The sequence below is a fragment of the Alcaligenes nematophilus genome (genome assembly GCF_026344155.1).
Taxonomy (GTDB): Bacteria; Pseudomonadota; Gammaproteobacteria; order Burkholderiales; family Burkholderiaceae_B; genus Alcaligenes; species Alcaligenes phenolicus.
Genome location: NZ_JAPKMZ010000006.1, coordinates 69,590 through 96,149 on the forward strand (window position 1 = coordinate 69,590; position 26,560 = coordinate 96,149).

At 58.2% G+C, this 26,560-nt stretch carries 27 protein-coding genes; 9 read left to right on the forward strand and 18 right to left on the reverse strand.

Annotated elements, in window-relative coordinates; translation table 11 throughout:
• The first annotated feature begins 113 nt into the window (after positions 1-113).
• Positions 114-794: an HAD family hydrolase gene (locus tag OSH04_RS15890; protein ID WP_035268613.1), complete on the forward strand. Its 681-nt coding sequence runs from the start codon at positions 114-116 to the stop codon at positions 792-794.
• 196 nt (positions 795-990) lie between these two features.
• Here the strand turns inward: OSH04_RS15890 and OSH04_RS15895 are convergent, their stop codons facing one another.
• The 13 genes from OSH04_RS15895 to OSH04_RS15955 all read right to left on the reverse strand — a co-directional run bounded on the left by OSH04_RS15895 (position 991) and on the right by OSH04_RS15955 (position 11,864).
• On the reverse strand, positions 991-1,332 hold the full coding sequence (locus OSH04_RS15895; RefSeq protein WP_009460191.1) for a hypothetical protein: 342 nt from the start codon (positions 1,330-1,332) through the stop codon (positions 991-993).
• A 4-nt stretch (positions 1,333-1,336) separates the two neighbouring features.
• Positions 1,337-1,972, reverse strand: a complete 636-nt coding sequence (locus OSH04_RS15900; protein WP_035268616.1) for an ABC-type transport auxiliary lipoprotein family protein — start codon at positions 1,970-1,972, stop codon at positions 1,337-1,339.
• Positions 1,969-2,886 (reverse strand): MlaD family protein, encoded by a 918-nt coding sequence (locus OSH04_RS15905; protein ID WP_035268619.1) that lies wholly within the window; start codon positions 2,884-2,886, stop codon positions 1,969-1,971. The genes OSH04_RS15900 and OSH04_RS15905 overlap by 4 nt, the downstream gene beginning before the upstream one ends.
• On the reverse strand, positions 2,886-3,683 hold the full coding sequence (locus OSH04_RS15910) for an ABC transporter ATP-binding protein (protein ID WP_009460197.1): 798 nt from the start codon (positions 3,681-3,683) through the stop codon (positions 2,886-2,888). The genes OSH04_RS15905 and OSH04_RS15910 overlap by 1 nt, the downstream gene beginning before the upstream one ends.
• Positions 3,677-4,813, reverse strand: a complete 1,137-nt coding sequence (locus OSH04_RS15915; RefSeq protein WP_009460199.1) for an ABC transporter permease — start codon at positions 4,811-4,813, stop codon at positions 3,677-3,679. Before OSH04_RS15915 ends, OSH04_RS15910 begins: the two co-directional genes overlap by 7 nt.
• Before the next feature lie 64 nt (positions 4,814-4,877).
• Complete coding sequence (locus OSH04_RS15920; protein ID WP_251197000.1) at positions 4,878-5,696, reverse strand: NHL repeat-containing protein; 819 nt, start codon at positions 5,694-5,696, stop codon at positions 4,878-4,880.
• Between the two features lie 18 nt (positions 5,697-5,714).
• Complete coding sequence (locus OSH04_RS15925; protein WP_035268625.1) at positions 5,715-7,010, reverse strand: TRAP transporter large permease; 1,296 nt, start codon at positions 7,008-7,010, stop codon at positions 5,715-5,717.
• Positions 7,003-7,494, reverse strand: coding sequence for a TRAP transporter small permease (locus OSH04_RS15930; RefSeq protein ID WP_035268627.1), 492 nt, complete (start codon positions 7,492-7,494; stop codon positions 7,003-7,005). The genes OSH04_RS15925 and OSH04_RS15930 overlap by 8 nt, the downstream gene beginning before the upstream one ends.
• A 15-nt stretch (positions 7,495-7,509) precedes the next feature.
• Positions 7,510-8,478 (reverse strand): TRAP transporter substrate-binding protein, encoded by a 969-nt coding sequence (locus OSH04_RS15935; RefSeq protein WP_009460211.1) that lies wholly within the window; start codon positions 8,476-8,478, stop codon positions 7,510-7,512.
• Positions 8,479-8,515: 37 nt separating this feature from the next.
• On the reverse strand, positions 8,516-9,190 hold the full coding sequence (locus OSH04_RS15940; protein WP_060186544.1) for a DUF4286 family protein: 675 nt from the start codon (positions 9,188-9,190) through the stop codon (positions 8,516-8,518).
• 197 nt (positions 9,191-9,387) lie between these two features.
• Positions 9,388-10,326, reverse strand: a complete 939-nt coding sequence (locus tag OSH04_RS15945) for a LysR family transcriptional regulator (protein ID WP_009460222.1) — start codon at positions 10,324-10,326, stop codon at positions 9,388-9,390.
• Positions 10,323-10,922, reverse strand: coding sequence for an RNA 2',3'-cyclic phosphodiesterase (gene thpR / locus OSH04_RS15950; protein WP_022983394.1), 600 nt, complete (start codon positions 10,920-10,922; stop codon positions 10,323-10,325). The genes OSH04_RS15945 and thpR overlap by 4 nt, the downstream gene beginning before the upstream one ends.
• A 45-nt stretch (positions 10,923-10,967) precedes the next feature.
• Entirely contained in the window at positions 10,968-11,864 is an 897-nt protein-coding gene (locus OSH04_RS15955) for a LysR family transcriptional regulator (RefSeq protein WP_266108831.1), read from the reverse strand.
• 142 nt (positions 11,865-12,006) lie between these two features.
• Here OSH04_RS15955 and OSH04_RS15960 point away from each other — a divergent pair, with 142 nt between their 5' ends.
• The 3 genes from OSH04_RS15960 (at position 12,007) to OSH04_RS15970 (ending at position 14,644) form a co-directional block, all read left to right on the forward strand.
• Entirely contained in the window at positions 12,007-13,575 is a 1,569-nt protein-coding gene (locus tag OSH04_RS15960; protein ID WP_266108832.1) for an amidase, read from the forward strand.
• A gap of 150 nt (positions 13,576-13,725) precedes the next feature.
• Complete coding sequence (locus OSH04_RS15965; protein WP_026483834.1) at positions 13,726-13,974, forward strand: GlsB/YeaQ/YmgE family stress response membrane protein; 249 nt, start codon at positions 13,726-13,728, stop codon at positions 13,972-13,974.
• Between the two features lie 226 nt (positions 13,975-14,200).
• Positions 14,201-14,644, forward strand: a complete 444-nt coding sequence (locus tag OSH04_RS15970) for a DUF488 domain-containing protein (RefSeq protein ID WP_266108833.1) — start codon at positions 14,201-14,203, stop codon at positions 14,642-14,644.
• Positions 14,645-14,655: 11 nt separating this feature from the next.
• On the opposite strand, the gene OSH04_RS15975 is transcribed toward OSH04_RS15970, so the two are convergent.
• The 5 genes from OSH04_RS15975 to OSH04_RS15995 are packed head-to-tail and all read right to left on the reverse strand — an operon-like array spanning position 14,656 to position 19,638.
• Positions 14,656-16,104, reverse strand: a complete 1,449-nt coding sequence (locus OSH04_RS15975; RefSeq protein WP_266108834.1) for a DUF3482 domain-containing protein — start codon at positions 16,102-16,104, stop codon at positions 14,656-14,658.
• Entirely contained in the window at positions 16,101-17,507 is a 1,407-nt protein-coding gene (locus OSH04_RS15980; RefSeq protein ID WP_266108835.1) for a DUF2868 domain-containing protein, read from the reverse strand. The genes OSH04_RS15975 and OSH04_RS15980 overlap by 4 nt, the downstream gene beginning before the upstream one ends.
• Positions 17,508-17,522: 15 nt before the next feature.
• Positions 17,523-18,020 carry a TPM domain-containing protein gene (locus OSH04_RS15985; RefSeq protein ID WP_035268642.1) on the reverse strand — a complete coding sequence of 166 codons (498 nt, stop codon included), beginning with the start codon at positions 18,018-18,020 and terminating at the stop codon, positions 17,523-17,525.
• Between the two features lie 17 nt (positions 18,021-18,037).
• Positions 18,038-18,997, reverse strand: coding sequence for a TPM domain-containing protein (locus tag OSH04_RS15990; RefSeq protein WP_266108836.1), 960 nt, complete (start codon positions 18,995-18,997; stop codon positions 18,038-18,040).
• 20 nt (positions 18,998-19,017) lie between these two features.
• Positions 19,018-19,638 (reverse strand): LemA family protein, encoded by a 621-nt coding sequence (locus OSH04_RS15995; RefSeq protein WP_009460247.1) that lies wholly within the window; start codon positions 19,636-19,638, stop codon positions 19,018-19,020.
• A 426-nt stretch (positions 19,639-20,064) separates the two neighbouring features.
• Between OSH04_RS15995 and OSH04_RS16000 the strand changes: the two genes are divergently transcribed.
• The 5 genes from OSH04_RS16000 (at position 20,065) to OSH04_RS16020 (ending at position 26,442) form a co-directional block, all read left to right on the forward strand.
• Positions 20,065-21,528 carry a DEAD/DEAH box helicase gene (locus tag OSH04_RS16000; RefSeq protein ID WP_009460248.1) on the forward strand — a complete coding sequence of 488 codons (1,464 nt, stop codon included), beginning with the start codon at positions 20,065-20,067 and terminating at the stop codon, positions 21,526-21,528.
• 64 nt (positions 21,529-21,592) lie between these two features.
• Positions 21,593-22,216, forward strand: a complete 624-nt coding sequence (locus OSH04_RS16005) for a LysE family transporter (RefSeq protein WP_009460249.1) — start codon at positions 21,593-21,595, stop codon at positions 22,214-22,216.
• 97 nt (positions 22,217-22,313) lie between these two features.
• Positions 22,314-23,927, forward strand: a complete 1,614-nt coding sequence (locus OSH04_RS16010; protein ID WP_266108838.1) for a peptide chain release factor 3 — start codon at positions 22,314-22,316, stop codon at positions 23,925-23,927.
• A gap of 108 nt (positions 23,928-24,035) precedes the next feature.
• Positions 24,036-24,659, forward strand: coding sequence for a hypothetical protein (locus OSH04_RS16015; protein WP_035268649.1), 624 nt, complete (start codon positions 24,036-24,038; stop codon positions 24,657-24,659).
• 364 nt (positions 24,660-25,023) lie between these two features.
• Positions 25,024-26,442, forward strand: a complete 1,419-nt coding sequence (locus tag OSH04_RS16020) for a short-chain fatty acid transporter (RefSeq protein ID WP_035268650.1) — start codon at positions 25,024-25,026, stop codon at positions 26,440-26,442.
• Positions 26,443-26,560 lie beyond the last annotated feature (118 nt).

The window sequence follows — 26,560 nt, forward strand, 5'->3', positions numbered from 1 at the left end:
GCGCGCTACGGGCCCATAAGGTCTGGCGCCGATATTGCACCTGAATTCTGTATGCGGACGGCCTGCTGTATCATCACAGACTTCTAGTTTTGTTGGCTTAAAAGGTATTACCCATGACATTTTCCGCTGTGCTGTTTGATTGTGACGGTGTGCTGGTAGACAGCGAACCAATCACGGTTCGTGTACTGCGGGATATGTTGCAAGAAGAAGGCTGGGTGATGACTTATGAGCAGTGCTATGACTGGTTCATTGGCAAGGCGCTACCCGACGAGCTGCCCACCGTGCGCAAGATGACAGGTAAAGATCTGGACATGGAATGGGTGATGGCCTTTCGCATGCGCCGCAACCACGCCCTAACCAATGAAGTCATGGCCATTCCCGGTATTCAGGACACGCTGGATGCGATCTTGCGCGACAAGCCCGGCATGATTGCCTGCGCGTCTGGCGCAGACCGCGCCAAATTGGTGCTGCAATTAGGCCAGACCGGCCTGCTGGATTACTTCGGCACCCATATCTATAGCGGCGCTGAAACGCCACGCAACAAGCCTTACCCGGATGTCTATCTGGCCGCCGCTCAAGGGCTGGGCGTTGACCCGCAACAATGCCTGGTCGTGGAAGACAGCGTGACTGGCGCAAGTGCAGGCTTGGCCGCCGGTGCAACCGTGCTGGGCTACTGCCCGGTTCCTGACAAGGAAGAGGAATTGCGCCGCCTGGGTGTGCGTGACACCTTCCGCCGCATGGACGAGCTACCCGCTTTGATCGCCAAGTTGGAGCAGGAACGGGTACAAAGCTGATTCACAGCGAAACAATAGAAAAGGCGCTGTGTTTTAGGCAGTTTCTTCAAAAGAGGGAGATCCCACCTTTTGGAACTGCTCAAAACACAGCGCCTTTTTTGCCGCCAGACCGTCTTAAGACTCGGTGCCGCCAATAAAAAGCCCCCTCGGGCGGCAGCAAACCGAAAAGCGTAGTGTGGGGCCTTTTTTCTGTTGCCTAGTCTTCCAGATGGAAGGTGTGCAAAATTCTATGCAGCACAGGGGCAATAATCAGACCGAAAGTCGCGGCCAGTACCAGACTGATATACGCGCCATAAATGGCAAAGAATACCTTGCCAGCCCACGTTTCAGGCAAGGCCATCGGCCCCAGCCCACCGACCATCATGGCGGCATTCAAGGCCGCATCGTGCCAGTGCACATTCTCTTCAAACCACATATGGCCCAATGCACCCAACATCAGGGAAAAGGCCACAAAAACAATACCGATAAGGGCATGCGCCAACAGGCGCTTGGCAAATTGCCACCCCGTAATCAGGGGCTCATCACGTGACTCATACATGTCATTAAAGAGTATTAGCCTGGACCGTTAAAGAAGCTAACCATTGGCTGACCTGCAAGGACAAGGCATCCGTGGCCTGCCCAAATGCTTCAACCACCTGTGGCACGGCCGTGCCGACAACATCCTGTTGAGCGACAAAGCGACGGGTCTGAATCAACTGGCCCGAGCGCTGATCGCGTACTAGCGCATCAAACTGAATCCGTACCCGTGGGGCGCCCTGAATATACTCGACCTGGAATGCTCCCAGCGTCCCGCCCACTTCCACATCAGCGATGACAGATTCGGTATCCAGCACAACCGCCCGGAACTGAGCCGAGTCACGCAAGGCATCGGCCAGTCGATTACGCAACAAGGCGGGCACATCGTCACCCCAGCGTACGCCTTTGTAGGCACTTAGCTCGTTACCTTGAGGCAGAACCGTAATGCGCGAGCTGGCCAGCAGGCGCTCGGCGTGGGGCCGGTTCACCTGAATAATCAGGCTCTTATGCGAAGCGGGCGCTTGCTGGGCCTTCAAACTGGTAGCGGGAAGCTGATAATACGTCAGGGATTCGGCCTGAGGCAGGACCGAGCAGGCGGTGGACAAGACGGCCAGACCGACTAGCGATACCTGCAAGAAACGACGCACAACAGTGGGCATCATGGTGTGAACTCCTGTAATTTGTCGCGACCCAAAAGGTAGCCGGCTGGATTATCTTCCAGACGGGAAGTGACGGCACGGAAACCGGCCAGCACCTGACGCAATTCACGCAAGGCGGGTTCGATCTCGGTCAGACCCTGAGCACCCCGGCCAATAGCGGCCGAATTCTGCTCCAACAGCTTGTTCAAGCTTTGTGTGGCACGGCTGAAATCCTCCATGGATTTCTGGATGGCATTCATGGCTTGCGTACCCTGACGGTCTACCAGACCTTGTGTAGACGACAGCAGGGTGGTGGCTTGCTGGCTGGCCTGGGACAACTCCTTGACCAAGGATGGCACGCCTTCGCTAGCGGTCGAGAGCTGGCCCATCAAGGCTTCCAGCTTTTGCAAACTGGCGGACAGGGACTTGGAGTTCTCGGACGACAAGAAGGTATTGGCGTTCTCCAGCAGCTTGGAAATTTGCGTCATCAACTCTTCACCACCGGCCATCAACTGGGCCAGAGGGGAAGGCGAAGCCACAATCATGGGCAGGTTATCGCCGGTGGCTTCCAGCAAGGGGCTGTTCGGAGTCCCCCCGCTAAGTTCGATCACGGATTGGCCGGTAATGCCAGCCAGTGCCAGGCGAGCCTGGGTATCTTCGTGAATAGGGATGGCGGCCTGAATTGACACTTGCGCACGCACACGCTGCAAGTCGTTCGGGTCCAGGCGCAGCGAGCGCACCTCACCAACCCGCAGGCCGTTGTACTGCACGGCGCTGCCACGAGACAGACCACGCACACCTTCCAGAAAGACAATATCGTAATCGCGGGTCTCGGCATCTTGCCCCGCCTTGGCCAGCCAAAGCGAGAACAGGACAGCAGCCACAGCCACTACCAAGGTAAAGACCCCGATCAATACATGATGGGCACGCGGTTCCATTAACTATGCTCCTGACGACGGTTTTGGGCCTGTTCGGCGGCCCGTCCCCGTGGACCGTGGAAATACTCCCGGATCCAGTCGTTATCAACTTGCTCTACGCGCGCCAATGTGTCGTTAACCAGCACACGCTTTTGCGCCAGCACGGCCACTCGATCACAAATGGTGTAGAGCGTATCCAGATCGTGTGTAACCAGAAACACGGTCAATCCCAGCGCATCGCGCAAGGTCAAAATAAGCTGGTCAAAATCCCCCGCACCGACCGGGTCCAGCCCGGCAGTGGGTTCGTCCAGAAACAGAATTTCCGGGTCCAGTGCCAGAGCACGCGCCAGAGCGGCACGCTTGATCATGCCACCGGACAGCTCTGCCGGATATTTGGTGGCCGCGTTGGCCGGCAAACCCGCCAGAGACATTTTCATGGCGGCGATATGTTCTGCAGAAGACCGGGACAAGCCAATATGCTCGATCAGGGGCATGGCAATGTTTTCCACCACCGTCAGCGAGGAGAATAAAGCCCCTTGCTGGAACAGCACGCCTAAACGACGCTCCAGCCGCGAACGGGCTTCGGGCGACAACGTGCCTATTTCCTGATCAAAAATGCGTACTGTACCGCCAGTAGGTGGGCGCAATCCCAGAATGGAGCGCAGCAGCACGGACTTGCCCGTGCCGGAGCCGCCCACCACGCCCACGATTTCACCGGGATACACATCCATATCCAAATGCTCGTGCACGACGTGATCGCCAAAGCGATTGTCCAGGTCACGTACTTGAATAATGGGACGAGCGGTGGCCTCTACCATCCCATCTCCATGAAGAACAGCGCTGCCAGCGCATCAATCAGGATCACGATAAAGATGGACTGCACCACCGCCGAGGTCGTGTGTTCACCCACGGACTGTGCGCTACCGGTCACCTTGAAGCCTTCCTGACAACCGATGACGGCAATCAAAAAGGCAAAGATCGGGGCCTTGGCCATACCCAGCACAAAGTGCCGCAAATCAATATCCTGATTGAAGATATTGATGAACATGGTGGGTGAAATATCCAGAATCAGGGCGCAGACCAACCCACCGCCAAAGATCCCGGCCACCATCCCCACGAAAGTCAAAATAGGCATGGCCAGCAACATGGCCAGTACACGCGGAATGACCAGAATCAGCATGGGATTCAAGCCCTGGGCGCGCAAAGCGTCGATTTCCTCGTTCGCTTTCATGGAGCCGATCTGCGCGGTAAAGGCACTGGCGGTGCGGCCTGCCATCAGGATGGCGGTCAAGAGCACCGCAAATTCACGCAAAAAGGAAAAGCCGACCAGGTTTACGGTGTAAATGGTGGCACCAAAGTCCGCCAACACCGTCGCCCCCAGAAACGCGATCACTGCGCCCACCAGAAAAGTCAGCAAGGCCACAATAGGGACGGCGTTAAAGGCCGTCTCTTCCAGCTGCGCCACAATCGACGTAACGCGCCACTGGCTGGGCCGCAGCATGTTCAGAATCAGGGTTTCCAGCGTCAAGCCGATAAAACCCAACAGCTCACGCACATTGCGCGAGATGTGGACCATGGACAGGCCCACGCGTTCGAACAAATCTGTAATGCCCCAACGCGCCGGAACCAACTGCTCATGGTCCATGCGGCTCATCGCCTTGGCAACGGTTTGCAATAGTTGATGGCGCTCTTTGGACAAGCCTTGCGCACTGTCCAGCGCCGCCTGCACACGCTCGGCACCCAGCCATTCGCACAGAACTTGAGCTCCCGTGGTGTCCAAGGACTTCAGTTCGCTGAAATCCAAAGACCAACGGCCCTGCTTGTCACTGAGCGAGCGCAAACTGCTTTGCAGCGCTTCGTAGTGACGCAAGGACCAATCGCCTAGCAATTGCAGCTGGCCGGAGGAATCTGTACGAACATACAGAGGCACGGACGTATTCATGCGCATAGTCTAATGGATTTGCTCTGAGAGCTTCCATAGCACCGACTACTTTTTCATGCTTTGTGGACAATTAAGCAGGCTGTAAGCAGGTCAAACAATCCGGCAACATTTCCGCTATATAAATGCGCCCATCCAAACCGGCGGACAGGCCGTGCCCGTACACGCCTTGCACCCGGCAACGTCCCACCAAGGTGCCCGAATCCGGGTCGAACAAGGACAGACTGGCCGTTTGGTCACTAACTAGCACCGCACCGTCTGTTTGCACAGCTACCGCCATGGGCTTGTGCATGGGGCGCAGCTCACCCAGATAACGGCCTTGCGCATCCAGATGCTGGACACGGTTGTTCTCCCGGTCAGCCACCCAGACCGAGCCGTCGGCGGCACAGGCCAGCATATGGGGGGTGCTGAACTGCAAGGGACCAGCGCCCGGCGCGCCTAATGCCGCCAGCCATTGGCGTTGCGGGTCAAAGCGATGGACCACCGTATTGCCGTAGCCATCAGTGACCCATAAGCCCCCGTCGGCGCACTCGACCGCATGCGTAGGATGGTTGAAAGGCTCTTGCCAGCGAGGCTGCTCGGGTTTGCCCAAACGCCATTGCTCATTGCCTTGGGTGTCCAGCGCCAGAACCTGATGCCCGTCCAGATCCGTGACCAGCACCCCGCCTTGCGGCCGGGCGCTGATATGGTGCGGACACAGGATTTCCTCCAGGGACCAGCGCGCCGACACCTGCCCATCCGGACCAAGCACCAGCACGCAGGCCGGGCGACGCAGCAAGGCCGCGATGCGCCCATCAACCAGCACCGCCACACTGGTGATGCTGCTGATGTCCGCCTGAGTCCAGGCGCGCTCTACCTTGTAGCGCTGAGAACCCAGAGTTACGTAAGCCATTGCCATCTCCCATCCCCCTTACATGGCGTTGGGCAAGACCATGACGATTTGCGGGAATATCGTCACAATCACCGTGGCCAGAACCAGCACCAGGAAGAAGGGGAAGGCCATGCGCACCAGCTCGAACAAGTTGCGCCCGGTAATGCCCTGAATCACGAACAAGTTAAAGCCGATAGGCGGGGTGATCTGCGCCATCTCCACTGTCAAGATCAGGTAAATACCAAACCAGATTGGATCAATACCCGCAGCGATCACGGCAGGCAGCAAGACCGATGTGGTCAAGACCACAATCGAGATGCCATCCAGGAATGCCCCCAGAATGATGAAGAACACCGTCAGCACTGCAATCAGCGCGTACTGACTCAGGCCCAGGGAGCCAATCCAGGCGGCCAGATTCGCAGGCAGTCCGGTAAAGCTCATGGCACTGGTCAGGTAAGCGGCGCCGATCAGGATGAAAGAAATCATGCAGGAGGTCCGTGCCGCCCCCAGCAAACTCTCCACAAAATTCTTCCAGTTAAGCGATCGTCCAAACGCAGCGATGACCAAAGAGCCGATCACACCCAGCACCGCGGCTTCGGTGGCGGTGGCGATACCGCCGTAGATAGAGCCGATCACCGCCATAATCAGCAGCACCACGGGCAAGAGCAAGCGCAGACGGCGAATTTTCTCGCCCCAGGTCAAGGTTTCGACATCAGCAGGCACACGGTCCGGGTGACGCAAGGACCAGATCGCGATGTACAGCGAGAACAGGCACATCAGCATGATGCCGGGCAGCACCCCCGCCACAAACAGGCGAATGATGGAAACCTGAGCAGCAACGGCATACACAATCATCACAATGGACGGTGGAATCAGCAGGCCCAAGGTCCCTGCTCCGGCCAGGGAGCCAATGCTGATGCTGTCGTCATAGCCACGCGCTTTCAGCTCGGGCAAGGAGATGCGCCCGATGGTCGCCGCCGTTGCCGCCGAGGAACCACTGACCGCGGCAAAGATACCGCAACCAAACGTGTTCACGTGCACCAGTCGCCCAGGCAAGCGCTGTACCCAAGGCCCCAGGCCGCTGAACATATCTTCAGCCAACCGCGTTCGATACAGAATTTCCCCCATCCAGATAAACAGGGGCAAGGCCGTCAAGGCCCAACTGGCCGAAGAGTCCCAGGCCTTGGTGGCAAAGATAATGCCCGCCGGTGCATCGGCATACAAAATGATGGACAAGATACCGCAAGCGATCAGAACCAGCGCCACCCACACGCCACTGGCCAGCAAGGCAAGCAGAACAACAAACAGCACTATTGCCTGAGATAAATCAGCCATGTTCAGTTGCCTCCAGTGTTTGACCTTGCGCCGCGTGCAGCAAGCGCCGCAACAGCATCAGGGTCAACAATCCCAGACCAATCGGCATACCCAGCTGCGGAATCCACAGCGGTACCGCCACCATTCCCTGTGCCACTTCCTTGTAGATAAAGGACTCATAAACAAAATGAGCCGTCTCCCAAGTGCACCAGGCGGCCAGCACCAGACCAATCGTGGTGGCCAGCAGCTCGTACGGGCGATGCAAACGCTCGGGAATCACCTGCAGCAAAAGCGTGACGCGGATATGATCCCCGCGCAACATGGCATAAGGCAGTGCCAGGAAAATAGACGCCGCCATAAACCAGCCCGCAAAGTCATCCGAGGCGGGTATTTGCATGGAAAACAGGCGCGCCACAATCTGCGCAGTCACCACAACCCCGATCAAACACAGGAAGAATGCGGCCAGTGCGCCGCAGACTCTGGCCATACGCTCCAGAACGATCATGGACGCACCCCTTGCTTATGGTTGACGGTAAGCGTCAAGCAACTTCTGACCATCTGCACCGGCTTTCTTCAGCCACTCTTCGGTCATGGTTTGGCCAATCGCGTGCATTTCGCTGGACAGTTTTTCGCTGAGATTACCCACTACCATGCCTTTATCCGCCATGGTTTGCGTCAACTTGGACGTTTGCTCGCGCGACATGGCCCAACCCCGTTCCTCGGCACGTGCACCCGCATCCAGCACGGCTTTTTGCACAGTTTCAGGCAGGCGCTGGAAGGCGCGCTTATTGATGATCACAAAGCTTTGTGGAATGAAGACCTGGGCGTCGTAGTAATACTTCACGTAGTCCCAAGCCTGCGAATCCACCCCGGTTGCGGGCGAAGTCAGCATGGCATCAATAATGCCGGTAGAAAACGCCTGAGGCACTTCGGGTGTTTGCACCGTGGTGGGCACTGCTCCCATCAAGGAAACCAGGCGGCTGGTAGCGGGGCTGTAGGCACGGAAACGGACACCGGCCAGATCAGACAGCTGTTCCACCGGCTTTTTGGTGTAAATGCCTTGCGGTGGCCAGGGCGAACCATAAACCAGGACGATGCCCTGCTTGTCCAGACGCTCCGCCAGGAAAGGGCGAGTGGCTTTCCACAGTTTTTCCGACTGATCGAAGGACGAGGCCAGGAACGGCACACTATCGACCTCGAACAAAGGATCTTCGTTGCCAATGGCCGCCACCAGCATTTCACCAGCCTGGACCACACCTTGCTGTACACCGCGCTTGACCTCGGGGCGCTTGAGCAGCACCGAGTTCGATTGCACGTTGATATTCAGTTCCCCGTTGGTGGCCGCCTTGATGTCTGCCGCAAACTCACGCGCGTTTTGCGTCAAGAAGTTGTTATCAGGCTGCTCGGTACTCATGTTCCAGTTGGTCGCCGCCTGCGCGGTGCCAGCCAGCGCCAGAACGCAAGCCATGGAAAGTAGTTTTTTGATCATGATGTCGCTTCTCCCAAGAATTGAGGTGATGGCCGCCTTATGAGCGGCTTGCATTCAGATCCCGTGACTGCAGATCCCACAACAAAGAAAACTCGGATACATCGTTGGTCGCCACCCCCAGATCCTGCTGCAAACGGGCAGCCAGGGTACGAGCAGCATTCAAGGTGGTCAGATCCGCCACCAGGTAGGGGTCCAGGCTGCGCTGCTGCGTATCCTCGGACGGCAAAGGGGTCGAAAGCTCTGGGTCTGGCGTCAACACACGCAAGGCCAGCAGGCCATCGGTTTGCTCCAGATAGGCTGAACTCTGAGCTGCCAGCACATCCAGTTGTGCTGCCTCCGGCAAACGCACCAGCAAGACCACGGCCCCGGTGCCAACCCCTCCCAGCAAGGACACCGCCATCACGCGACGCTGGGTATTGCTCATGCGGGCAAAGTTGGTATTGGACCAATCCGTTTGCTGCTCAAAGGCCTTCTTGTATTCTGCCGTCCCAAAAACCCGCAGGGACTCGGTGCGATACAAGGCCAGATACTTGCGCCCGGCGCCTTGGCGCACATAACGGCGCGACCATTGAAAACCCGGTATGGCAGCGCGTTCAGCCATGTGCTCGCGCTCATACCATTGATTGAAATCCTGCTCATGCTCTGGGGCGATGTCTGTCCAGATGAACAGTTCCCCCGGCGCATCACGATCAGTGCGAAAAGTAGCAGACACGACAGCCCTCCCGAATCAAGGTCATTGCACACTCTTTGTGGGAGTGTCCAACGGCTGCTAAGCAGATTCCAAACGGTTTATTTCAGCCTGGGGCAATAAGAAAAAGCGATCAGATCAAGCGAATGGCGCGGTATATAGATTATCAAGCAAGCCCACGCTCAGTACACATGCGCAGGCAAGGGGAAAACCCTCAAAGGCTAAATCGCGAAGACACGCGTGTCTGGCGGGGGTAAAGCCAGGCCAGGATGCTGGGCAGCAAAATGGTGCATGCGCTCCAGCGCCACGCCAATCACCGCTTGAGCGGTCTGCGTTAAAGGGTCGGGCCGCCAACTGGCGACCAGGCGCAAATCAGGCAAAGCATGTTCGCAAACAATTTCCTGGTACAGACCGCTGTCCAGCTGACGGCTGACTGCCGCCAGGGGCAAGGTGGCAATGCAAGGCTGGGCTTCGATCAATTGCGTGCTGGCGGCAATTGAAGAAACGTAGTGAATCCGGGCCTGATCCACAGGCAAGGGCTCAAGCAGCTGCACCAAGGCCAGATGCGGCTGGGAACCACGAGGGAAGGTCACCAAAGGCCAGCGTTGCACCAGCTCCTGCAAACCGCTGCGTACCGGCATGGACTCATCGGCCATGCATACCCAGCCCATGCGCATGGAGCCCATGGGCAAGTTGCGTATACCGTCCCCCATGATGGGGTCGGTCTGCAAGGCCACATCAATGGTGCCGCGCTTGAGCAAGTCGTGAAGGCGCAAGGTGGACTCGGCGGTCAGCTCAATTTCCAGTTCGGGGTAGAGCGCATGCAGCTGACGAATCAAATCCTTGAACCAGGTATGCACAATGGACTCGACCACGCCCAGGCGTACCCGACCACTCAAGCGGCTGGAGCCTGCCAGAGCTTCACGTAAATCGTGCTCCATGCCCAGCATCTGCTCGGCGTACTGCATCAATTTTCGACCTGCCGGAGTCAGGCGTAGATCGCGGTGGCCCCGCTCGAACAGGGTTTTCTGGAACTCGGCTTCCAGGGCTGCAATCCGCCCCGACACGGCGGCTTGTGTCAGATGCTGCTTGTTCGCTGCCGCACGGAAACTGCCCAAACGGGCAATCCAGATAAAAGTTTCTAAAAAGCGGATATTCATGTACCTGTCCTTTCAGGCTTCATCAGGGCGGCCAGATGATATTGGCTACGCAGCTCTGCGGGAACGGACACGATCAGACCGGCACCAGCACCCACAAAGGCCTGCGTGGGCAAAGCATGGCAATGGGACTGATCGGCGGCAATCCGCGCATGGCGCAGCAAGGACACATGCGGGCGAAAACGACGCGGCGGCTGCGTCCAGCCCAAAGCACTCAGCTTGGCCCAGATCTCATCATGCCACTGCTGCAAGGCCGCCAGTGCCTGAGTTTGCGACTCGTCCGGCCCGGCCCACACTACCCTTGGCTTCTCGAATACATCCCGTATGGTCAGATCCAACTTGATCTGCGGCACCGTCCATTGCGCCATCTGTGTCGCCAAAGTCTGCAGATCCGACACACGGCTGCCGTCCAGAAACGCCAGGGTCAAGTGAAAGTGATCAGGCTGCATCATCCGCCCGCCGTAAATCGCATGTGCGTGCAGCGCCTGCTCCGCCAGCCAGGCGCGGGTTTGCGCGTCTGGCCACCAGCCGATGAAAGCGCGAAAAACGTGTTCGGCACCTGAGTGCTTCAGGTCCAGAATGGGCAAGGGAATCGTCATCAGCAAACCCTCAAACAAGGCAGATCAGAAAGCGGGGCGTCTAGCCTAGGCCCTGCACAGGCGACGCGCCAGATCGTACACAATATCCAGAGCCGGCAATTGCGTACGGCCCGACAGGCGCACCAAGGCATAGTGACCGGACAAGGATGAAGAGAACAGGCCCAGCGGCACCAGATCACCAGCATCAATATCGCGCCGTACCGCCGCCAGCACACTCATCAAGACCATATCGCTATCCAGCACCACATCGCGCTGAATGCTGAAGCTATCACAACAAAAGCGTACAAAGCTGCCGGGATGGCCTTGGGCGCCAAACTCGGCAATCAGACGGTCGGTCAAATCATCACTGATCACGGAGCAGGCCACGGGATACTGGCTGATCGCAGCAAAGTCCAGCGACTCCAGCTGCAACAGCGGGTGGCCTTTGCGTACCAGCATATCGCCTTGCATGGCGGGCAAATACTCAATATCCAGGCCACGCACATCGGTCACCGCGCTGACGTCCAGCACCACCATATCGTAGCGTTCCCGGCGCAAACCTTCGATCAGTTCCAGCGTGCGGCCAATCACCGCGTCCACACGCAAACGCGGGTACTCGTCCAGCAGCGCCACCATGCACGGATGCAGCAAGACCGCAGCGGGGGTCGAACTTAAGCCTAAGCGCAGGCTGCCTGCGTCTTCGCCCTGAAGCAGGGCCAGCTCGCGCTGCAAGGCACGGCCTTCCTGCAAAACCCGGGGAGCTCGCTCCAGCAGTACCCGACCATAAGGCGTCAAGAAAATGCGCTGACTGCTGCGATCAAACAGCGGCACACCCAGCTCCTGCTCCAGAGCCTGAATGCTACGGCTCAAGGCAGACTGGCTTAAGTGGACAGCTTGCGCGGCCCGGTGAAACGTACCGTGTTCGCAAACGGCCACAAAGTGCCGTAGCTTGCGAAAGTCCATGCTTGTCCCCTTGCTGACGCTTGAACCGGCTTATGCACAGACCGCATCAACTTGATGATTTTTTGGCGTTTGAGCCGCGCATTGTACCTGCATAGAATGGCTTGGCCACTTGGATGGCCCTACAAAAACACCGGAGACAAACATGACTGATTCCCCAACGCCGCTGGGTACACGCCGCCGCTTTTTGAAAACCACCGGACTGCTGTCGCTGGCGGGTATGGCCCCTTCCTTGGGACGCCAGGCCTTCGCAAAAACCGCTCCCGGTCCGGGCACGGCTCAAGACATCATCATGGCCGACGCGTTGACTCTGTCGGGCTGGATCGCACAACGCCAAGTCTCCTGCCGCGAAGTGATGGTGGCCTATCTGGACCACATCGACCGTGTGAACCCCAAGGTCAACGCCATTGTGTCCCTGCAAGAGCGCAGCGGCCTGCTGGCCCAGGCCGACAAGCGCGATCAGCAACTGAAAGCAGGTCAGTACATGGGCTGGATGCACGGCATGCCCCAGGCACCCAAAGATCTGGCGGCCACGGTCGATATTGTCACCACCAGCGGTTCACCGATTTTCAAGGACTATCTGCCCAAACAAGATGCCATTGTCGTGGAGCGCGTGCGGCAATCCGGTGCCATTCTGATCGGTAAAACCAATACCCCGGAATTTGGCCTGGGGTCGCACACCTACAACTCCGTGTTCGGTACCACCGGCAATGCCTACCAGCCCGATCTGTGTGCTGGCGGCAGCAGTGGCGGGGCCGCCGTGGCCCTGGCCACCCGCATGTTGCCCGTCGCTGATGGCAGCGACATGATGGGCTCCCTGCGCAACCCCGGTGCTTTCAACAACGTCTACGGCTTTCGCCCCTCCCAAGGCCGCGTGCCCTATGGCCCGTCCTCCGAAGTGTTCTTCCAGCAAATGGGCTACGAAGGCCCCATGGGCCGTACCGTGTCCGACCTGGCCATGCTGCTGTCCACCCAGGCCGGTTTCGATGCTCGCGCCCCCCTTAGCATCGGTCAAGACCCACAACAATTTGCCGGGAAACTGCAACGCGACTTCAAAGGCACCCGCATTGGCTGGCTGGGCGACTACAACGGTTATCTGCCTATGGAAGCCGGCATCATGGACCTGTGCCAAAGCGCATTGAAGAGCTTTGAAGCCATAGGCTGCACCGTTGAAGCAGCCCAGCCCGACTACTCCATGGAGCAGCTATGGCAAACCTGGCTGACGCTGCGCCACTTCACCGTAGCCGGAAGCGCACAGGGCCTGTACGCCAAACCGGAACTGCGCGCCCAAATGAAGCCTGAGGCGATCTGGGAAGTAGCGGGGGGCCTGAACCTGAGCGGGGCGCAGGTCTATCAAGCCTCCATCAACCGCAGCAAATGGTACGAAAGCCTGCGCAAGCTGTTCCAGACCTACGACTATCTGGTGCTGCCTACCGCCCAGGTCTTCCCCTTTGCTGGCACCACCCACTGGCCTGGCGAAATCGCCGGGCGCAGAATGGACACCTACCACCGCTGGATGGAAATCGTGATCGGCGGCTCTCTGGCAGGGCTGCCCGTCATGAACGTGCCTGCGGGCTTTAACGAAGCCGGATTGCCCATGGGCTTGCAGATCATGGGCCCTGCCCAGGCCGATATGGCGGTGCTGCAGCTGTCCTACGCCTATGAGCAGGCCACACAGTGGGTGCAAAAGCGTAAACCTGCCTTGCTGACTTAAGCAAAGCTGATTACACACCATCCATTTACAAAACCTGACGTTTTTAACTGTTTCAAAAACGCAAAACGATAGACGCCTAAAAACTCCATACCTAAGATAAGCAGAGCGGTCCGAATCCCAGACCGGCAAACACAGAACAGGAGTAGCACGATGGGTATTATCTCCATGATTATTGTGGGCTTTATCGTAGGTTTGCTGGCACGAGCCATCATGCCTGGCGATCAAAAAATGGGATGGATAATGACCACCATCCTGGGTATTGTCGGCTCCTTTGTCGCAGGCTACCTGGGACAAACCATGGGCTGGTACGTGCCTGGTGAAGGCGCAGGCTGGATCGGTTCCATTGTGGGTGCCATCATCGTCCTGTTTGTCTACGGACTGGTCAGCAAGAAAGCGTAAAACGCCGTATAAATACAAAACAGCAGCCTTGCAGCTTATGTGATTGGCGATCCGAAACCTCACCACACACGGCTGCAAGGCTGCTACACAACAATTTGCTAGTCTGCATGAGGCTCGATTCGCCGATACCTGTCGATACGCGACTCTGACCCACAGAAAAAATAGGCAATAAGTCATTGACCGCCAGCGCGTGAACACAAAAAGCCTGACGCTCCCGGAGCCAGTCATGCCCTACACCATCACCTTGAGTCGCATTTACGACGCCGTCCATGAGCCTGCCGGCAAAGCGGCCCGTGTACTCACAGACCGCCTCTGGCCACGCGGCCTGAGCAAAGACGAATTGGGCGACATCCAGTGGCTGCACGAGGCCAGCCCCACAAGCGAATTACGCAAAAGCTTTCATAGCGGCGATATTTCGCCCGAACAATTCCAGCGTCGCTATCAGGAACAGCTCAAGCACGACCCTGATTCCTTGCTCTCCTTGATGAAGCTGGCCCGCAAAGGCGAACTGCAATTGCTAACCGCCACCCACGACCCGCAAACCTCGTACCTGACGGTGCTCAAACAGGCTGTGATTCAGGCTTTGCTTGAAGAAGATCGCATACACGACGGCAATGAACCCAGCTCGCCGGTTTGCTATGCGCACTTAATGAAAGATGAAAAGAAATAATCCGGGGTTTGTTATTCCTGCGCCTGCCCGACAGCGTTAGCATTCGGCCCATTACGCGCCCCCAGCAAACGCTGCACCAAGCTCTGCACACAGGTCTCCCGCCGCGAATCCGGCGCATAGTCTGAGCGCAAGGTAGACCAGGTCGGATGTATCCGTGCCTGCGCCAGTTCCTCCGGCAGGCCTTGCGCCCGCCAGACATTCAATTCCCGCTGCAAGGCCTGATCGAAATTCTCGGCATCAATCTCGCCCAGGCGAATCGGCGTCTGTGCAGCATGACCGCGCCGCTCCAAAGCCGCAATCAAGCTTAGCTGCCGCACGGCCAGCAAACGCAGCACGGCATCATCCACGCTAAGTTCCGTCTCGCCCCGCAACTTGCCCATCAAACGCTGGCCCCACTTATCCGCGCCTTGCCACAAACCACCGGCCAAGGCACCCAGCACCGTCCCGGTTCCCAGGCTCAGGCCACCTGTCATCACATCCAGCGTGGCGCCTGCCATGGCACCTGCGGCCACGCCCTTGCCCAACTGCACGCCAAATTCCTTCAAAGCCTGGGGATCAAACAAGTCCATGCCCCAACGGCCGCCCTCGAAATGCAGCAAATCGGCCACTACATCCTGACGGCCAAAGCTGTAGCGCTTGAGCAAAGCCTGCACACTCTTGGCCTCGCGGGCCAACACCGGCTCCCTTAACTGTTGCGCGGCCAGCTCCATGGACTCCTTGTCCGAGGGTGTACTGACACGCCAGGCCGCCACATCAATCAACAGCTCTGCCAGCAAGCGCAAGGCATCCCGCCGCCGCAATGCTGCCTGCTGCGCCAAATCCACCTTCAACTGCTGCAACACCCCAGTATGCGTCTCCAGCAGCACCGCCAGCTTGTCGTACAGCAAGGCCTCGCCATCCAAAGCCGGTGCCACCGTATCGAATTCCGCCAAGGCATGAAGGCCCAAGCGTGCCAAGGCACTGCGCCATTCCTGCACCCGCGCCTGTGGACTACGAACGAAATTGAGTACAGGCAGCAAAGGCCGCCCGCTATAGGCCAGCAAGGTCAGCTCGTCCTTATGCTTGCTCAAGACCGGATCGCGCGCATCCACCACATACAAGCCCGCATCGCAGGATTGCAGCTTGCGCAACACGCGCGCTTCTTGCTCGAAACGGCCCTGTGCCGCTGGGGATTCCAAAAAACGACGTACCCGCTCTGGCCCATCAATACGTTCACCGGCTTGGCTGAGCTGATCCATGAAGTCCAACAAGGCCATGCTGTCTTCCAGACCAGGGGTATCGAACAACTCCACCAAAGCCTCGCCGTCCACCGTCAGCCTGGCGCCTTCCACATGCCGTGTGGTGCCAGGGCTATTGCTGACCTGGCCGAACTCCGTATCTCGCGTGAGGGTACGCAGCAAAGAGGTCTTGCCCGTATTGGTGTGACCCACCACCGCCAGCGTCAAAGCCGCAGCACTCATGATGGCTCCTTCAAAGACAAGTCAGGCCATTGATCGTGAATCTGCCCAGGCGCAAAGCCTGCCGCCACCAAACGTTCATGCCAGCTACGACGACGCGTTTGATCCGGGTCGGCCAAAGCTTCATCCAACAACACCACATCGGACTGCTGCGCCAATTGTGCCCATTCAACCAGCGTTGCCACCACCCCGCGATCCGGCGTCTGAGCGGAATCACAGACCATCAACAAATGACGAGGGTGGGCGGACTGCAAGCGGCCCAGAATATCCAGACGCTCAGCCCGCGAGTCCACCCGCCCCAGATCCTGCATCTGCGCCTGCATGAAAGCAGGGGGCCAGCTATGTTCTGGTGGCAGCTCCAACCCCACCACACACAAGGCATTCGCCTCCAAGGGAGGGTGGGTGTCGTTTTGAATACGGGCCACTCGATCGGGCGAGGCCAGCTCATCCACACCGGTGGGCTCACTAGCGGGCATCAGGCGCGGGCGCAGCTCCGCCAAACCCGGCAAGCTGTCATCCAGCGTCAGACGCGCTGTATGTCTGCGCCATTGCCACAAGCTCCAGCCCAGAGCCAGCACGCGGGGGATCAAACCATAGGTCACCACGGCACCCAATAGCCAGCTGGACCACAAGGCCTGAGCCTGGGCATCGAGCATTTGCAGGCCATCGCTGCTACGTATGGTGAGGGTATCGGGCAGGGCAAAGCCCAACAAGGATGGCAGGGCGCCCAGGCCTTCAACCAGCCAGACAAAGGTATCCGGCGTCAAAAGCGTGGTTTCCCAATTGAAGTGATAGCGGCGTGAGGCCAGCAGTAGCAGCAGGGTACTCAGGGCCGACAAAAAGGCCAGCACCCACAAGCTATGGCTGATCAGACCGGCCAACCAGGATTGGCTGCCCCGGCGCGCCAGCACGGCGGCAAAAGCCTGGGGAACCAGACTGGCGTCGCCTTTGACGAAGCGGCGACTGAGCCACCACCAGGCATCACCGGCCCAACTGCCTGTGCCGCTACTCTTGCCCGACCAGGCCAGGCTGAACAGCCAGAAAATAAAAGTCAGTACGTGCAGACCCAGCAACGCACCCAAAGCCGTCACTACATTCACGGCTCGACTGCCATCGCCCAATGCACCCGCAGCTGTACCAGCCCCGGCCAGCAAAGCCAGCACCGCCATGGCAATCAATAGAAGGCGGGCAACACGCCACCAGCGCGTCCAGGCTTGTTCCAGCCCATCGCGTCGCGCCAGCGCCAAGGCCCGAGCCGACACACGTTGGGCAAAGGAGCCGCCTGCAGCCCGCGCACGGCGCGATTCAGACAGGTCTTCAACAGGCCCCCACAGGGTCTCGCGCAAACGTATGGCTTCAACCAGAGTTTGCTGCTGCCAGGAGCCGACGGATTCAGACGGTTTCATGGCACTGGCCATCACTTAAAGAAGTACAGGTTCGTCAGGCAAGGCATTGACTGCCGCCACGCCTGGAGTCTGCGCCGGAGCGCCTTGCTGCAAGACGGTTTCAATCGCGCTGACAGCGGCCAGCAAACCAGACAAATACTCACGCGAGGCCAGATCTTTTTCCAACTGCTGACAGATCTGTGTCCATTGAGCCTGATCGGCCTTGATGCCCCGGTCTGCAATGATGTGGATACGGCGCTGACCCAAGGCCAGATACAGCAAGACGCCGGAGTTCAAGGGTGTGTCCCAGACACGTAAACGACCGAAGACTTCAAGGGCACGCTGGGCGCTATCGGCTTCATGGGCGGGCAAAACCGCTTCAATCGCCACGACCAGTTCACCACTATGGTTCTCTTCACCCTTGCGGATCTGCTCAGCCAGATGGCCCAACATTTCGGCATTGAAATGACGACGGCGCAGCCATTGGCCTTGTACCGATGCCCAACCCGACAATTCTTTCCAATTCACACTCATGTCGCTCCCCTGTGGCCTTACCAACTACCGGAAGCGCCACCGCCTCCGCTACCGCCACCACCGCCGCCGCTGCCCCCGCCAAAACCGCCGAAGCCACCACCGCTGCTGCCACCATTCCCGCCAAAACCACCGGAGGAATAACCGCCCAAGCCGCCAATGACACCACCCCGGCGCGAGGCACGCCCGGAACTGGACTTGCCGCCTGCCCCAAAGAGTCGGCCAATCATGCTCAAGCCTGCACCGACAACAGCGGCAAGCAGGGCCAGGCCAATACTGCCCGACACCACCAGCGTGAACACACCAGCAGCAAAGGCGGCAAACAAAGGCGAAGCAAAAAATACAATCGCGCCTACAGCCAGCAAAGGCTCCCAGAACACGCCTTCTTCACCCGACGAGGTGACAGGGGCATTTTTAGGAGGAGGGGGAAGCTCTTCGCCGTTGACCAGACCCACCAGACTATCGGCTGCGGCCTGGATGCCGGCATAGAAGTTGCCTTCGATAAAACGAGGCGTCATCTGTTCGCGGATGATGCGCCCCGCCTGCAAGTCCGTGACCGCGCCTTCCAGACCATAGCCGGTCTGGATACGCATGCGGCGATCATCCTTGGCCACCAGCAGCAAGATGCCATCGCCCACTTTCTTGCGGCCAATTTCCCACTGATCAAAGACACGCAACGCGTATTGTTCGATGGTTTCTTCGCCTGTGGTAGGTACCATCAGAATCACGACCTGCGCGCCCTTTTCCTGTTCCACGGCTTTGAGCTGCTGGTTCAGGGCGTCTTTTTGATCCGGGCTAAGGGTGCCCGTGGTATCCGTTACCCACCCTGCAATGGCAGGAACAGGTTCAGGTTTGGCCTGCGCCTGCGTCCAGGGCCAGCACAGCAATAACAAGGCCATCAACAAACCACAGGCCCAGGCCAGCCTGCCAGAACGTGCAGACCCAGGCCCAGCAGTCAGTGCAAGATCGTGCACGTTCATGACTCCACCTCCAGAATTAATCAATACCCAGCAGGAGCGGGGGTCGCAGGAATATCAAACTTGACCTCGGGGTCACGCGTGATTTCGCTTTGACGATCCACACCGTAGTTTTCCTTGACCTTGTAGCCAAACAGCTTGGCGGTAATCAGGGTAGGGAACTGACGGATGAACAGGTTGTATTCCTGCACCGTCTGTACATAGCGGCCACGTTCGGTGGCAATACGGTTTTCCGTGCCTTCCAGCTGCGTCATCAAGTCGCGGAACAGGCCATCGCTTTTCAGTTGCGGGTAGTTTTCCGACACGGCGATCAGACGCGATAGCGCCGAAGACAACTGATTCTGGGCTTCCTGGAAGCGAGCCATCACTTCGGGGTTGTCCAGATCATCCACTTTCATCTGAATGGTGCCGACCTTGGCGCGCGCCTCGGTAACCTGCGTCAGCACCGCGCGCTCGTTCACCATATAGGCATTGACCGAGCTGACCAGCTTGGGCACCAGTTCGGCGCGGCGCTCGTATTGATTCAAGGTTTGCGACCAAGCGGCCTTGACCTGCTCGTCCAGGCGCTGGATCTCGTTATACCCACAACCCGACAGCAAAACCGCCACGCTGCTGATAAAGACCCATCGTATCCATGATGTCATGATTTTTTTCCTGCAAAAATAAGCAGATAAACAACAAAAACGGGTTACGACCCATTTGCTCGGGCACGTGCCAAACAGAGCCCGGCGGTCCGTGCACGCCAAGCGTAAACCGCGTACCGCAGCATAACAAGTACGTCTATGGCGGCGCTTAACAATTTCTGTCAAATCCGACAGGGCAATCCGCCTGACCGTTTACGTTTGAAGCAGGTTGTTTTAACGCTACCGCTCAAAATGATACAAGATGGTCAATGAGGATTTTTACTAATTTCACGCTATAATGGCAGATTGCGCAGCGCACCAATCACTGCGCCTCTTGCAGCAGGCGGCGTTCTTGCCCCTGCCGTGGCATTGTCGCCATAACAAAACACCTTAGCCTGGATTGGTAGGGCCCCAAAGAGGGCTTTTGGGCTAGTCACTGGAAAATTCTTGGACTCTCAAATCACTTTTGCCTCTCTTGAGCTGGCAGAACCTCTGTTGCGTGCTGTAACCGACGCAGGCTATACCCACCCCACCCCTATTCAAGCCCAGGCCATCCCCAAGGTCATTGAAGGTGGCGACCTGTTGGCTGCCGCTCAAACCGGCACCGGCAAGACCGCAGGCTTTACCCTGCCTATCTTGCACCGTCTGCTGAACAACCCTCAGCAAAACCGTAAACCAGGCCGCCCGCGTGCGCTGATCCTGGCCCCTACCCGTGAACTGGCCGCCCAGGTTGAAGAATCGGTACGTTTGTACAGCCAGCACACCCGTCTGCGCTCGATGGTCATGTTTGGTGGCGTGAACATCAACCCCCAGTTCCATGCGCTGCGCAAGCCCCTGGACATTCTGGTAGCCACTCCTGGCCGTTTGCTGGACCACGTGCGTCAACGCACCGTGGACCTGACCGGCGTGGAAATCCTGGTGCTGGACGAAGCCGACCGCATGCTGGACATGGGCTTTATCCGCGACATTCGCAAGATCATCAGCCTGATGCCGGTTGATCGTCAGACTCTGCTGTTCTCGGCGACTTTCTCGGACGAAATCCGTGAACTGGCCCGTGGTTCGCTGAACAACCCTGACGAAGTGGCCGTTGCTGCCCGCAACACCACCAACGAACTGATTACCCAGCAAGTGATTCTGGCTGACCAGGCACACAAGCGTGACCTGCTGAGCCACATCATCCGCGAAAGCGGCTGGAACCAGGTTCTGGTGTTCTGCCGCACCAAGCACGGCGCCAACCGTTTGGCCGAAAAACTGTCCAAGGACGGTATGGCCGCTGAAGCCCTGCACGGCAACAAGAGCCAGGCGGCTCGTACCCGTGCGCTGGCCGGCTTCAAGAACGGCAAGGTTGTGGTACTGGTTGCCACCGACATCGCCGCACGTGGTCTGGACATTGATCAACTGCCTTACGTGGTCAATTTCGAACTGCCTAACGTTCCTGAAGACTACGTTCACCGCATTGGCCGTACTGGCCGTGCCGGTAGCGAAGGCGTGGCCCTGTCGCTGGTAGATCGCAGCGAAATGCGTTTGCTCAAGCAGATCGAGCGCATGACCCGCAATCCTATCGAACGCATCGTGGTGGAAGGCTGGACGCCTCCTTCGCGCGCCGCTCTGGCTGAAGAAGCCAAGGAAGACACCTACGCAGAGCGCCGCTTCAACAGCGCTCCTGGCGCTCGTGCTCCTGGTGCCCGTCGCCCTAACGGTGGTGGTCAAGGTCGCTCCGCTGAAGGCCGTGGTGGCAATGGCGAAAGCCGTCCGCGCCGTCCTGGCAACGACAACCGCCCACGTCGCAGCGCCGCTCCTGGCGGTGCAGGCGGTGGCGCAGCCCGTGCTGGCCAAGGTCGCCCCGGTGGCCGTCAGGACAGCCGCGGCCCGAACCGCAGCAACCGCAGTTCCGCACAAGCCAAAGCCTAAACCCTGCAAAGGGGCTGTGCCTGCCAAAGGCGGGCACAGCGCCCGCCTTTGAACCGAGCACACCATGGCACTGAGCACCTGGCTCGCCTTTTTCGCGGCTTCCTGGGTTATTTCGTTTTCACCTGGCCCAGGTGCGATTTCCTCCATGTCCTCCGGCCTGAAATACGGCTTCAAGCGTGGCTACTGGATGGCGATAGGCCTGAATATCGGGATCATGATCCAGATATTCATCATCAGCCTGGGATTGGGCCAAGTCCTGGCGCGCTCGGAACTGGCGTTCACCACGCTTAAATGGTTGGGTGCCGCCTACCTGATTTATCTGGGCTGGAAGCAATTGCGCACCGACGCCATGCCGGTGCAGGTCACAGGTCAGGAACCCAGCGACTTTCGTATTCGCGATTTGTTGATACGGGGTTGCCTGATCAATATCACCAACCCCAAGGGTCTGGTATTTTTGCTGGCCATCATGCCCCAGTTTCTGGACTTGAATCGGCCCATGCCGCTGCAATACCTGCTGATCGCCATGACCCTGTGCTTTACGGATCTGGTGGCCATGGGTTGCTACACGTCGCTGGCCGCTCGCATGTTGCATTTGCTGCGTCAGGCCAGCCATGTACGGCTGCTGAACCGCGTGTTCGGTTCGCTATTTATTCTGGCAGGGACGGTATTGGCCAGCGTGTCGCGTTAGCCTTGTGCACGCATCAGCTTGCCCCCAAGCCCTGCTTTACGGATAATTCGCTCACTGTTTTCCACGCGCCAGACTGGCGCTGCCACAAGGATTTTCAATGTCGTCCGGTGACATACGCTCTGAAGTCAAGAAACGCCGCACCTTTGCCATTATTTCTCACCCTGACGCGGGTAAGACCACACTGACAGAAAAACTGCTGTTGTTCGCGGGTGCGATTCAGATTGCAGGTAGCGTCAAGGCCCGTAAAGCCAGCCGTCACGCCTCCTCGGACTGGATGGAAATTGAAAAGCAACGTGGTATTTCGGTGGCCTCCTCGGTCATGCAGATGGAATACCGCGACTGCGTGATCAACTTGCTGGACACCCCCGGTCACCAGGACTTCTCCGAAGACACCTACCGTGTGCTGACCGCCGTGGACGCCGCCTTGATGGTGATTGACGCGGCCAACGGTGTGGAACCGCAAACCATTCGCCTCTTGCAAGTGTGCCGGGCCCGCAATACGCCCATCATCACTTTCGTGAACAAGCTGGACCGCGAAGTTCAAGAGCCGCTGGATGTACTGTCGGAAATCGAATCGCACCTGGGCATGGAAGTGGTGCCGTTTTCCTGGCCTATCGGGATGGCACGTCGCTTTGGCGGTGTGTTCAATCTGCGCGCCAACCATATGCGTGTGTTCAAGCCCGGTCAGGAACGTCATGGCGAGGATGAAATCATCCCCGGCCTGGACAATCCCGTGATTGCCGAACGCTTTGGCGAGCCCTTTGCAAAGGTTCAGGAAGAAATCGAGCTGCTCAATGCTGCAGCGCCCGAATTCGACCTGGACCTGTTCTTGCAAGGCAAGCAAACTCCTGTGTTCTTTGGTTCGGCCATCAATAACTTCGGTGTGCAGGAAGTGCTGGACGCACTGGTTGACCTGGCGCCTGCTCCTGGCCCACGCGCCGCCTTGCAGCGCGAAGTACAGCCCGATGAGCCCAAGTTCAGTGGTGTGGTGTTCAAGGTGCAAGCCAATATGGACCCCGCCCACCGCGACCGTGTGGCCTTTGTGCGCGTCAGCTCCGGCCATTTCAAGCGCGGGATGAAACTGAAAGTGTCGCGTACCGGCAAGGAAATCCGCCCCAATAACGTGGTGTCCTTCCTGTCGCAACGCCGTGAACTTCTGGACGATGCCTTTGCTGGCGACATTATCGGTGTGCCCAACCACGGCATCCTGCAATTGGGTGATGTGCTGACCGAAGGCGAAAACCTGCAATTTACCGGGCTGCCTTTCTTCGCCCCCGAACTGTTCCAGTCCATTGAGGTCAAAGACCCATTGCGCACCAAGCAATTGCGTACCGGCCTGACCCAGCTGGGTGAAGAGGGCGCCATTCAGGTGTTCCGTCCCCATATGGCAGGCGGAATGATGCTGCTGGGCGCGGTTGGCCAACTGCAGTTTGAAGTGGTGGCCCACCGCCTGAAAACGGAGTACGGTGTGGAAGCGCGCCTGTCCTCCAGCCGCTTCAATATGGCTCGCTGGGTAACAGCCAAAGACCCCAAGGACATGAAGAAGTTTATCGAGACCAACGCGGGCAATATTGCTTATGACGTGGTCGAGGCCATTGCCTTTTTAGCAACCTCGCCTGCGCAGTTGCGCGTGGCTCAGGAGCTGAATCCAGGCATTGAATTCCACGCATTACGTGAACATGGTGGACACGTTTTCGGGGATGCCGTCTAATTCTGTCACAAGAGCAGGGCCGACATTTCGCTACAATGACGGCTCTTTTCTTTTAATTACGCGCATCCGGCCGACCGGATTGCCCCTGATTCAACCGAGACATCGCTTATGCCCTGGCGTTTTATCATTGCTGTCTTGCTGCTGGCCGCAGGTGCTTCAGTGTGGGGCGGCCTGGAACTGGGGAACTGGCTAATCGCGCACGGCCCTGAAAAGTCCATGGCGGTCAGCACCCCCGACCCGTCAGACTTGCCTACGCTTGATGCCGATGGCAAACCCTTTACCGCGCAACCGCCGCAGCCTTTACCCAATGGTCGCCTGGGAGTGCCACAAGCACCCACCCCGATCGCTTGGGAAATCGACACGTCTACGCTGACGGAAGAAAAGCCACCTATTGCCTTGGCCACCACGTCCATTTCGCTGGAGCAGGCCATTCAAATTGCCATGACCGAGCAGAACCGGGAGTTGCAAGGGATTGCTCGTGTAAACCTGGGCGGCTCCGAGCCTATCCAGCCGGTAGATGTAGGCACGCCCCCACCACCGCCACCACAGGATATTCAAGTGGCCGGCAACAATAACGGCGCCTGGCAGGCACAACTGCAGCAAGAGTTGAATGCCTGTAGCCAAAAAGGCTTTTTCGATCGCCCAAGTTGTTCCTGGGATGCTCGCAACAAGTACTGCGGTCCCAATAATGCGTGGGGCAAAGTTGCAGGCTGTCCTAGCAAATCCTTCTGATATTCCCGGGCTCAGGCTTGACCCAGTCATTGTCAAGCCCATGCCCGGTGGGATCGCCTCACCGCGTCCGCGTATATAAAAAAGGTATGTCGTCAGGTTGGGTCGCCTTCCTGTCTTTTTCTGTGCGTAATAACCGCCAGTAGCAAGCAAATCAATAATTCCAGACGGAGACCGGGGAACGGACACGCACTGTCCTGCTCAACAACGGCATGGGATCACTTGGGAACAGATGGTCAGGCCGCTTGTTTTAGCGACCTCAAGCTTTGTACCCAGAAGTCTTTACAGCCGATACCTCTGACCAGATCAGCACGTCCGAGAAGAGGTGCGGCTGTTTGTTTTCATATCAATAAGTGGAGGGCACTTTATGTCTGGAGCATTACAAGAAAGCCGCTCAGCACGTTTTGCAATGCGCTGTGCAAGTTGGGCTGAACGCTGGTTCCCGGATTCGTGGGTATTTGCGACCCTGGCCGTACTGATTGTGGCCGTGGCCGCCCTGGCTATCGGCGCACCTGTGACCGCAACCGCCAAAGCATTTGGCGACGGTTTCTGGAGTCTGATCCCCTTTACCATGCAAATGGCCTTTGTGGTGATTGGCGGATATGTGGTGGCCAGTTCCAAACCGGCTTCCCGCCTGATTGATATTTGTGCTGCCGTGCCGCGCAACGGACGTTCCGCCGTGGCTTGGGTCGCCCTGATCTCCATGGCAGCCTCCTTGCTGAACTGGGGCTTGAGCCTGGTATTTGGCGGCTTGCTGGTCAAGGCTTTGGCCCGCCGTACCGACCTGAAGATGGACTACCGCGCAGCTGGCGCAGCCGCCTATCTGGGTCTGGGCGCCGTCTGGGCATTGGGTCTGTCGTCGTCGGCTGCGCAGCTGCAAGCCAACCCTGCCAGTCTGCCACCCTCCATCCTGGCCATTACAGGCGTCATCCCCTTTACGGAAACCATTTTCCTATGGCAGTCGGGCATCATGCTGCTGGTCCTGGTTGTCGTCTCCCTGATCGTGGCCTATGCCACCGCACCCAGCGACGCCAGTGCAAAAGATGCGGCGGCCTGCGGTATTGATCCTACGGTTGTCCTGCCTGAGACACCCAAGCCACAACGTCCTGGCGAATGGCTGGAGCACAGCCCCTTCCTGATCCTTGTACTGGTCGCGCTGGCCGGTGGCTGGTTGTGGCAAGAATTCGCTACCAAGCCTGCGATTCTGGCGATCTCAGGCCTGAACACCTATAACCTGTTGTTCCTGATGGCAGGCGCCTTGCTGCATTGGCGTCCTCGCAGCTTCCTGGAAGCCGTGTCTCGCGCCGTGCCCACCACCACCGGGGTGCTGATTCAATTCCCGCTATATGGCTCGATTGCTGCCATCATGACGACGGTACAAGGCTCGGGCGGGGAAACCATTGCCCACCACATCTCCGAATTCTTCGTTCGGATTGCCTCGCACGATACCTACGCGCTGCTGATGGGCGTGTACTCGGCCGTCCTGGGTTTCTTCATTCCTTCGGGCGGTGGCAAGTGGATTATTGAAGCCCCTTATGTGATGCAGGTAGCCAATGACCTGCAATATCACCTGGGCTGGGCCGTACAGATCTATAACGCGGCCGAAGCACTGCCCAACCTGATCAACCCCTTCTACATGCTGCCCTTGCTGGGTGTGCTGGGCTTGAAGGCGCGAGATCTGATTGGTTTTACCTTCGTGCAACTACTGGTCCATATTCCCGTAGTGCTGCTGCTCTTATGGGGCCTGGGGCAGACCTTGGCGTACTTCCCGCCGATCCAGCCCTAGCATCCTGATACCGAAGCCGTACGATAGCCATAAAAAAACACCCCATAGCACTGGAGCTCATCCAGGCTATGGGGTGTTTTGCATTCCAGAGCAAGCCGCTTATGTCTTGTCGGCATCA

Coding starts and splice junctions, on each gene's coding strand:
- OSH04_RS15975 (WP_266108834.1), bottom strand. CDS start 16,104: ATGAGTGCTGCGGCTTTGACGCTGGCGGTGGTGGGTCACACCAATACG.
- OSH04_RS15960 (WP_266108832.1), top strand. CDS start 12,007: ATGACTGATTCCCCAACGCCGCTGGGTACACGCCGCCGCTTTTTGAAA.
- OSH04_RS15985 (WP_035268642.1), bottom strand. CDS start 18,020: ATGAGTGTGAATTGGAAAGAATTGTCGGGTTGGGCATCGGTACAAGGC.
- OSH04_RS15890 (WP_035268613.1), top strand. CDS start 114: ATGACATTTTCCGCTGTGCTGTTTGATTGTGACGGTGTGCTGGTAGAC.
- OSH04_RS15995 (WP_009460247.1), bottom strand. CDS start 19,638: ATGACATCATGGATACGATGGGTCTTTATCAGCAGCGTGGCGGTTTTG.
- OSH04_RS15930 (WP_035268627.1), bottom strand. CDS start 7,494: ATGATCGTTCTGGAGCGTATGGCCAGAGTCTGCGGCGCACTGGCCGCA.
- OSH04_RS16005 (WP_009460249.1), top strand. CDS start 21,593: ATGGCACTGAGCACCTGGCTCGCCTTTTTCGCGGCTTCCTGGGTTATT.
- OSH04_RS16015 (WP_035268649.1), top strand. CDS start 24,036: ATGCCCTGGCGTTTTATCATTGCTGTCTTGCTGCTGGCCGCAGGTGCT.
- OSH04_RS15925 (WP_035268625.1), bottom strand. CDS start 7,010: ATGGCTGATTTATCTCAGGCAATAGTGCTGTTTGTTGTTCTGCTTGCC.
- thpR (WP_022983394.1), bottom strand. CDS start 10,922: ATGACGATTCCCTTGCCCATTCTGGACCTGAAGCACTCAGGTGCCGAA.
- OSH04_RS15935 (WP_009460211.1), bottom strand. CDS start 8,478: ATGATCAAAAAACTACTTTCCATGGCTTGCGTTCTGGCGCTGGCTGGC.
- OSH04_RS15910 (WP_009460197.1), bottom strand. CDS start 3,683: ATGGTAGAGGCCACCGCTCGTCCCATTATTCAAGTACGTGACCTGGAC.
- OSH04_RS16020 (WP_035268650.1), top strand. CDS start 25,024: ATGTCTGGAGCATTACAAGAAAGCCGCTCAGCACGTTTTGCAATGCGC.
- OSH04_RS16010 (WP_266108838.1), top strand. CDS start 22,314: ATGTCGTCCGGTGACATACGCTCTGAAGTCAAGAAACGCCGCACCTTT.
- OSH04_RS15965 (WP_026483834.1), top strand. CDS start 13,726: ATGGGTATTATCTCCATGATTATTGTGGGCTTTATCGTAGGTTTGCTG.
- OSH04_RS15955 (WP_266108831.1), bottom strand. CDS start 11,864: ATGGACTTTCGCAAGCTACGGCACTTTGTGGCCGTTTGCGAACACGGT.
- OSH04_RS15980 (WP_266108835.1), bottom strand. CDS start 17,507: ATGAAACCGTCTGAATCCGTCGGCTCCTGGCAGCAGCAAACTCTGGTT.
- OSH04_RS15905 (WP_035268619.1), bottom strand. CDS start 2,886: ATGGAACCGCGTGCCCATCATGTATTGATCGGGGTCTTTACCTTGGTA.
- OSH04_RS15970 (WP_266108833.1), top strand. CDS start 14,201: ATGCCCTACACCATCACCTTGAGTCGCATTTACGACGCCGTCCATGAG.
- OSH04_RS15920 (WP_251197000.1), bottom strand. CDS start 5,696: ATGGCTTACGTAACTCTGGGTTCTCAGCGCTACAAGGTAGAGCGCGCC.
- OSH04_RS15895 (WP_009460191.1), bottom strand. CDS start 1,332: ATGTATGAGTCACGTGATGAGCCCCTGATTACGGGGTGGCAATTTGCC.
- OSH04_RS15915 (WP_009460199.1), bottom strand. CDS start 4,813: ATGCGCATGAATACGTCCGTGCCTCTGTATGTTCGTACAGATTCCTCC.
- OSH04_RS15900 (WP_035268616.1), bottom strand. CDS start 1,972: ATGATGCCCACTGTTGTGCGTCGTTTCTTGCAGGTATCGCTAGTCGGT.
- OSH04_RS15990 (WP_266108836.1), bottom strand. CDS start 18,997: ATGAACGTGCACGATCTTGCACTGACTGCTGGGCCTGGGTCTGCACGT.
- OSH04_RS15945 (WP_009460222.1), bottom strand. CDS start 10,326: ATGAATATCCGCTTTTTAGAAACTTTTATCTGGATTGCCCGTTTGGGC.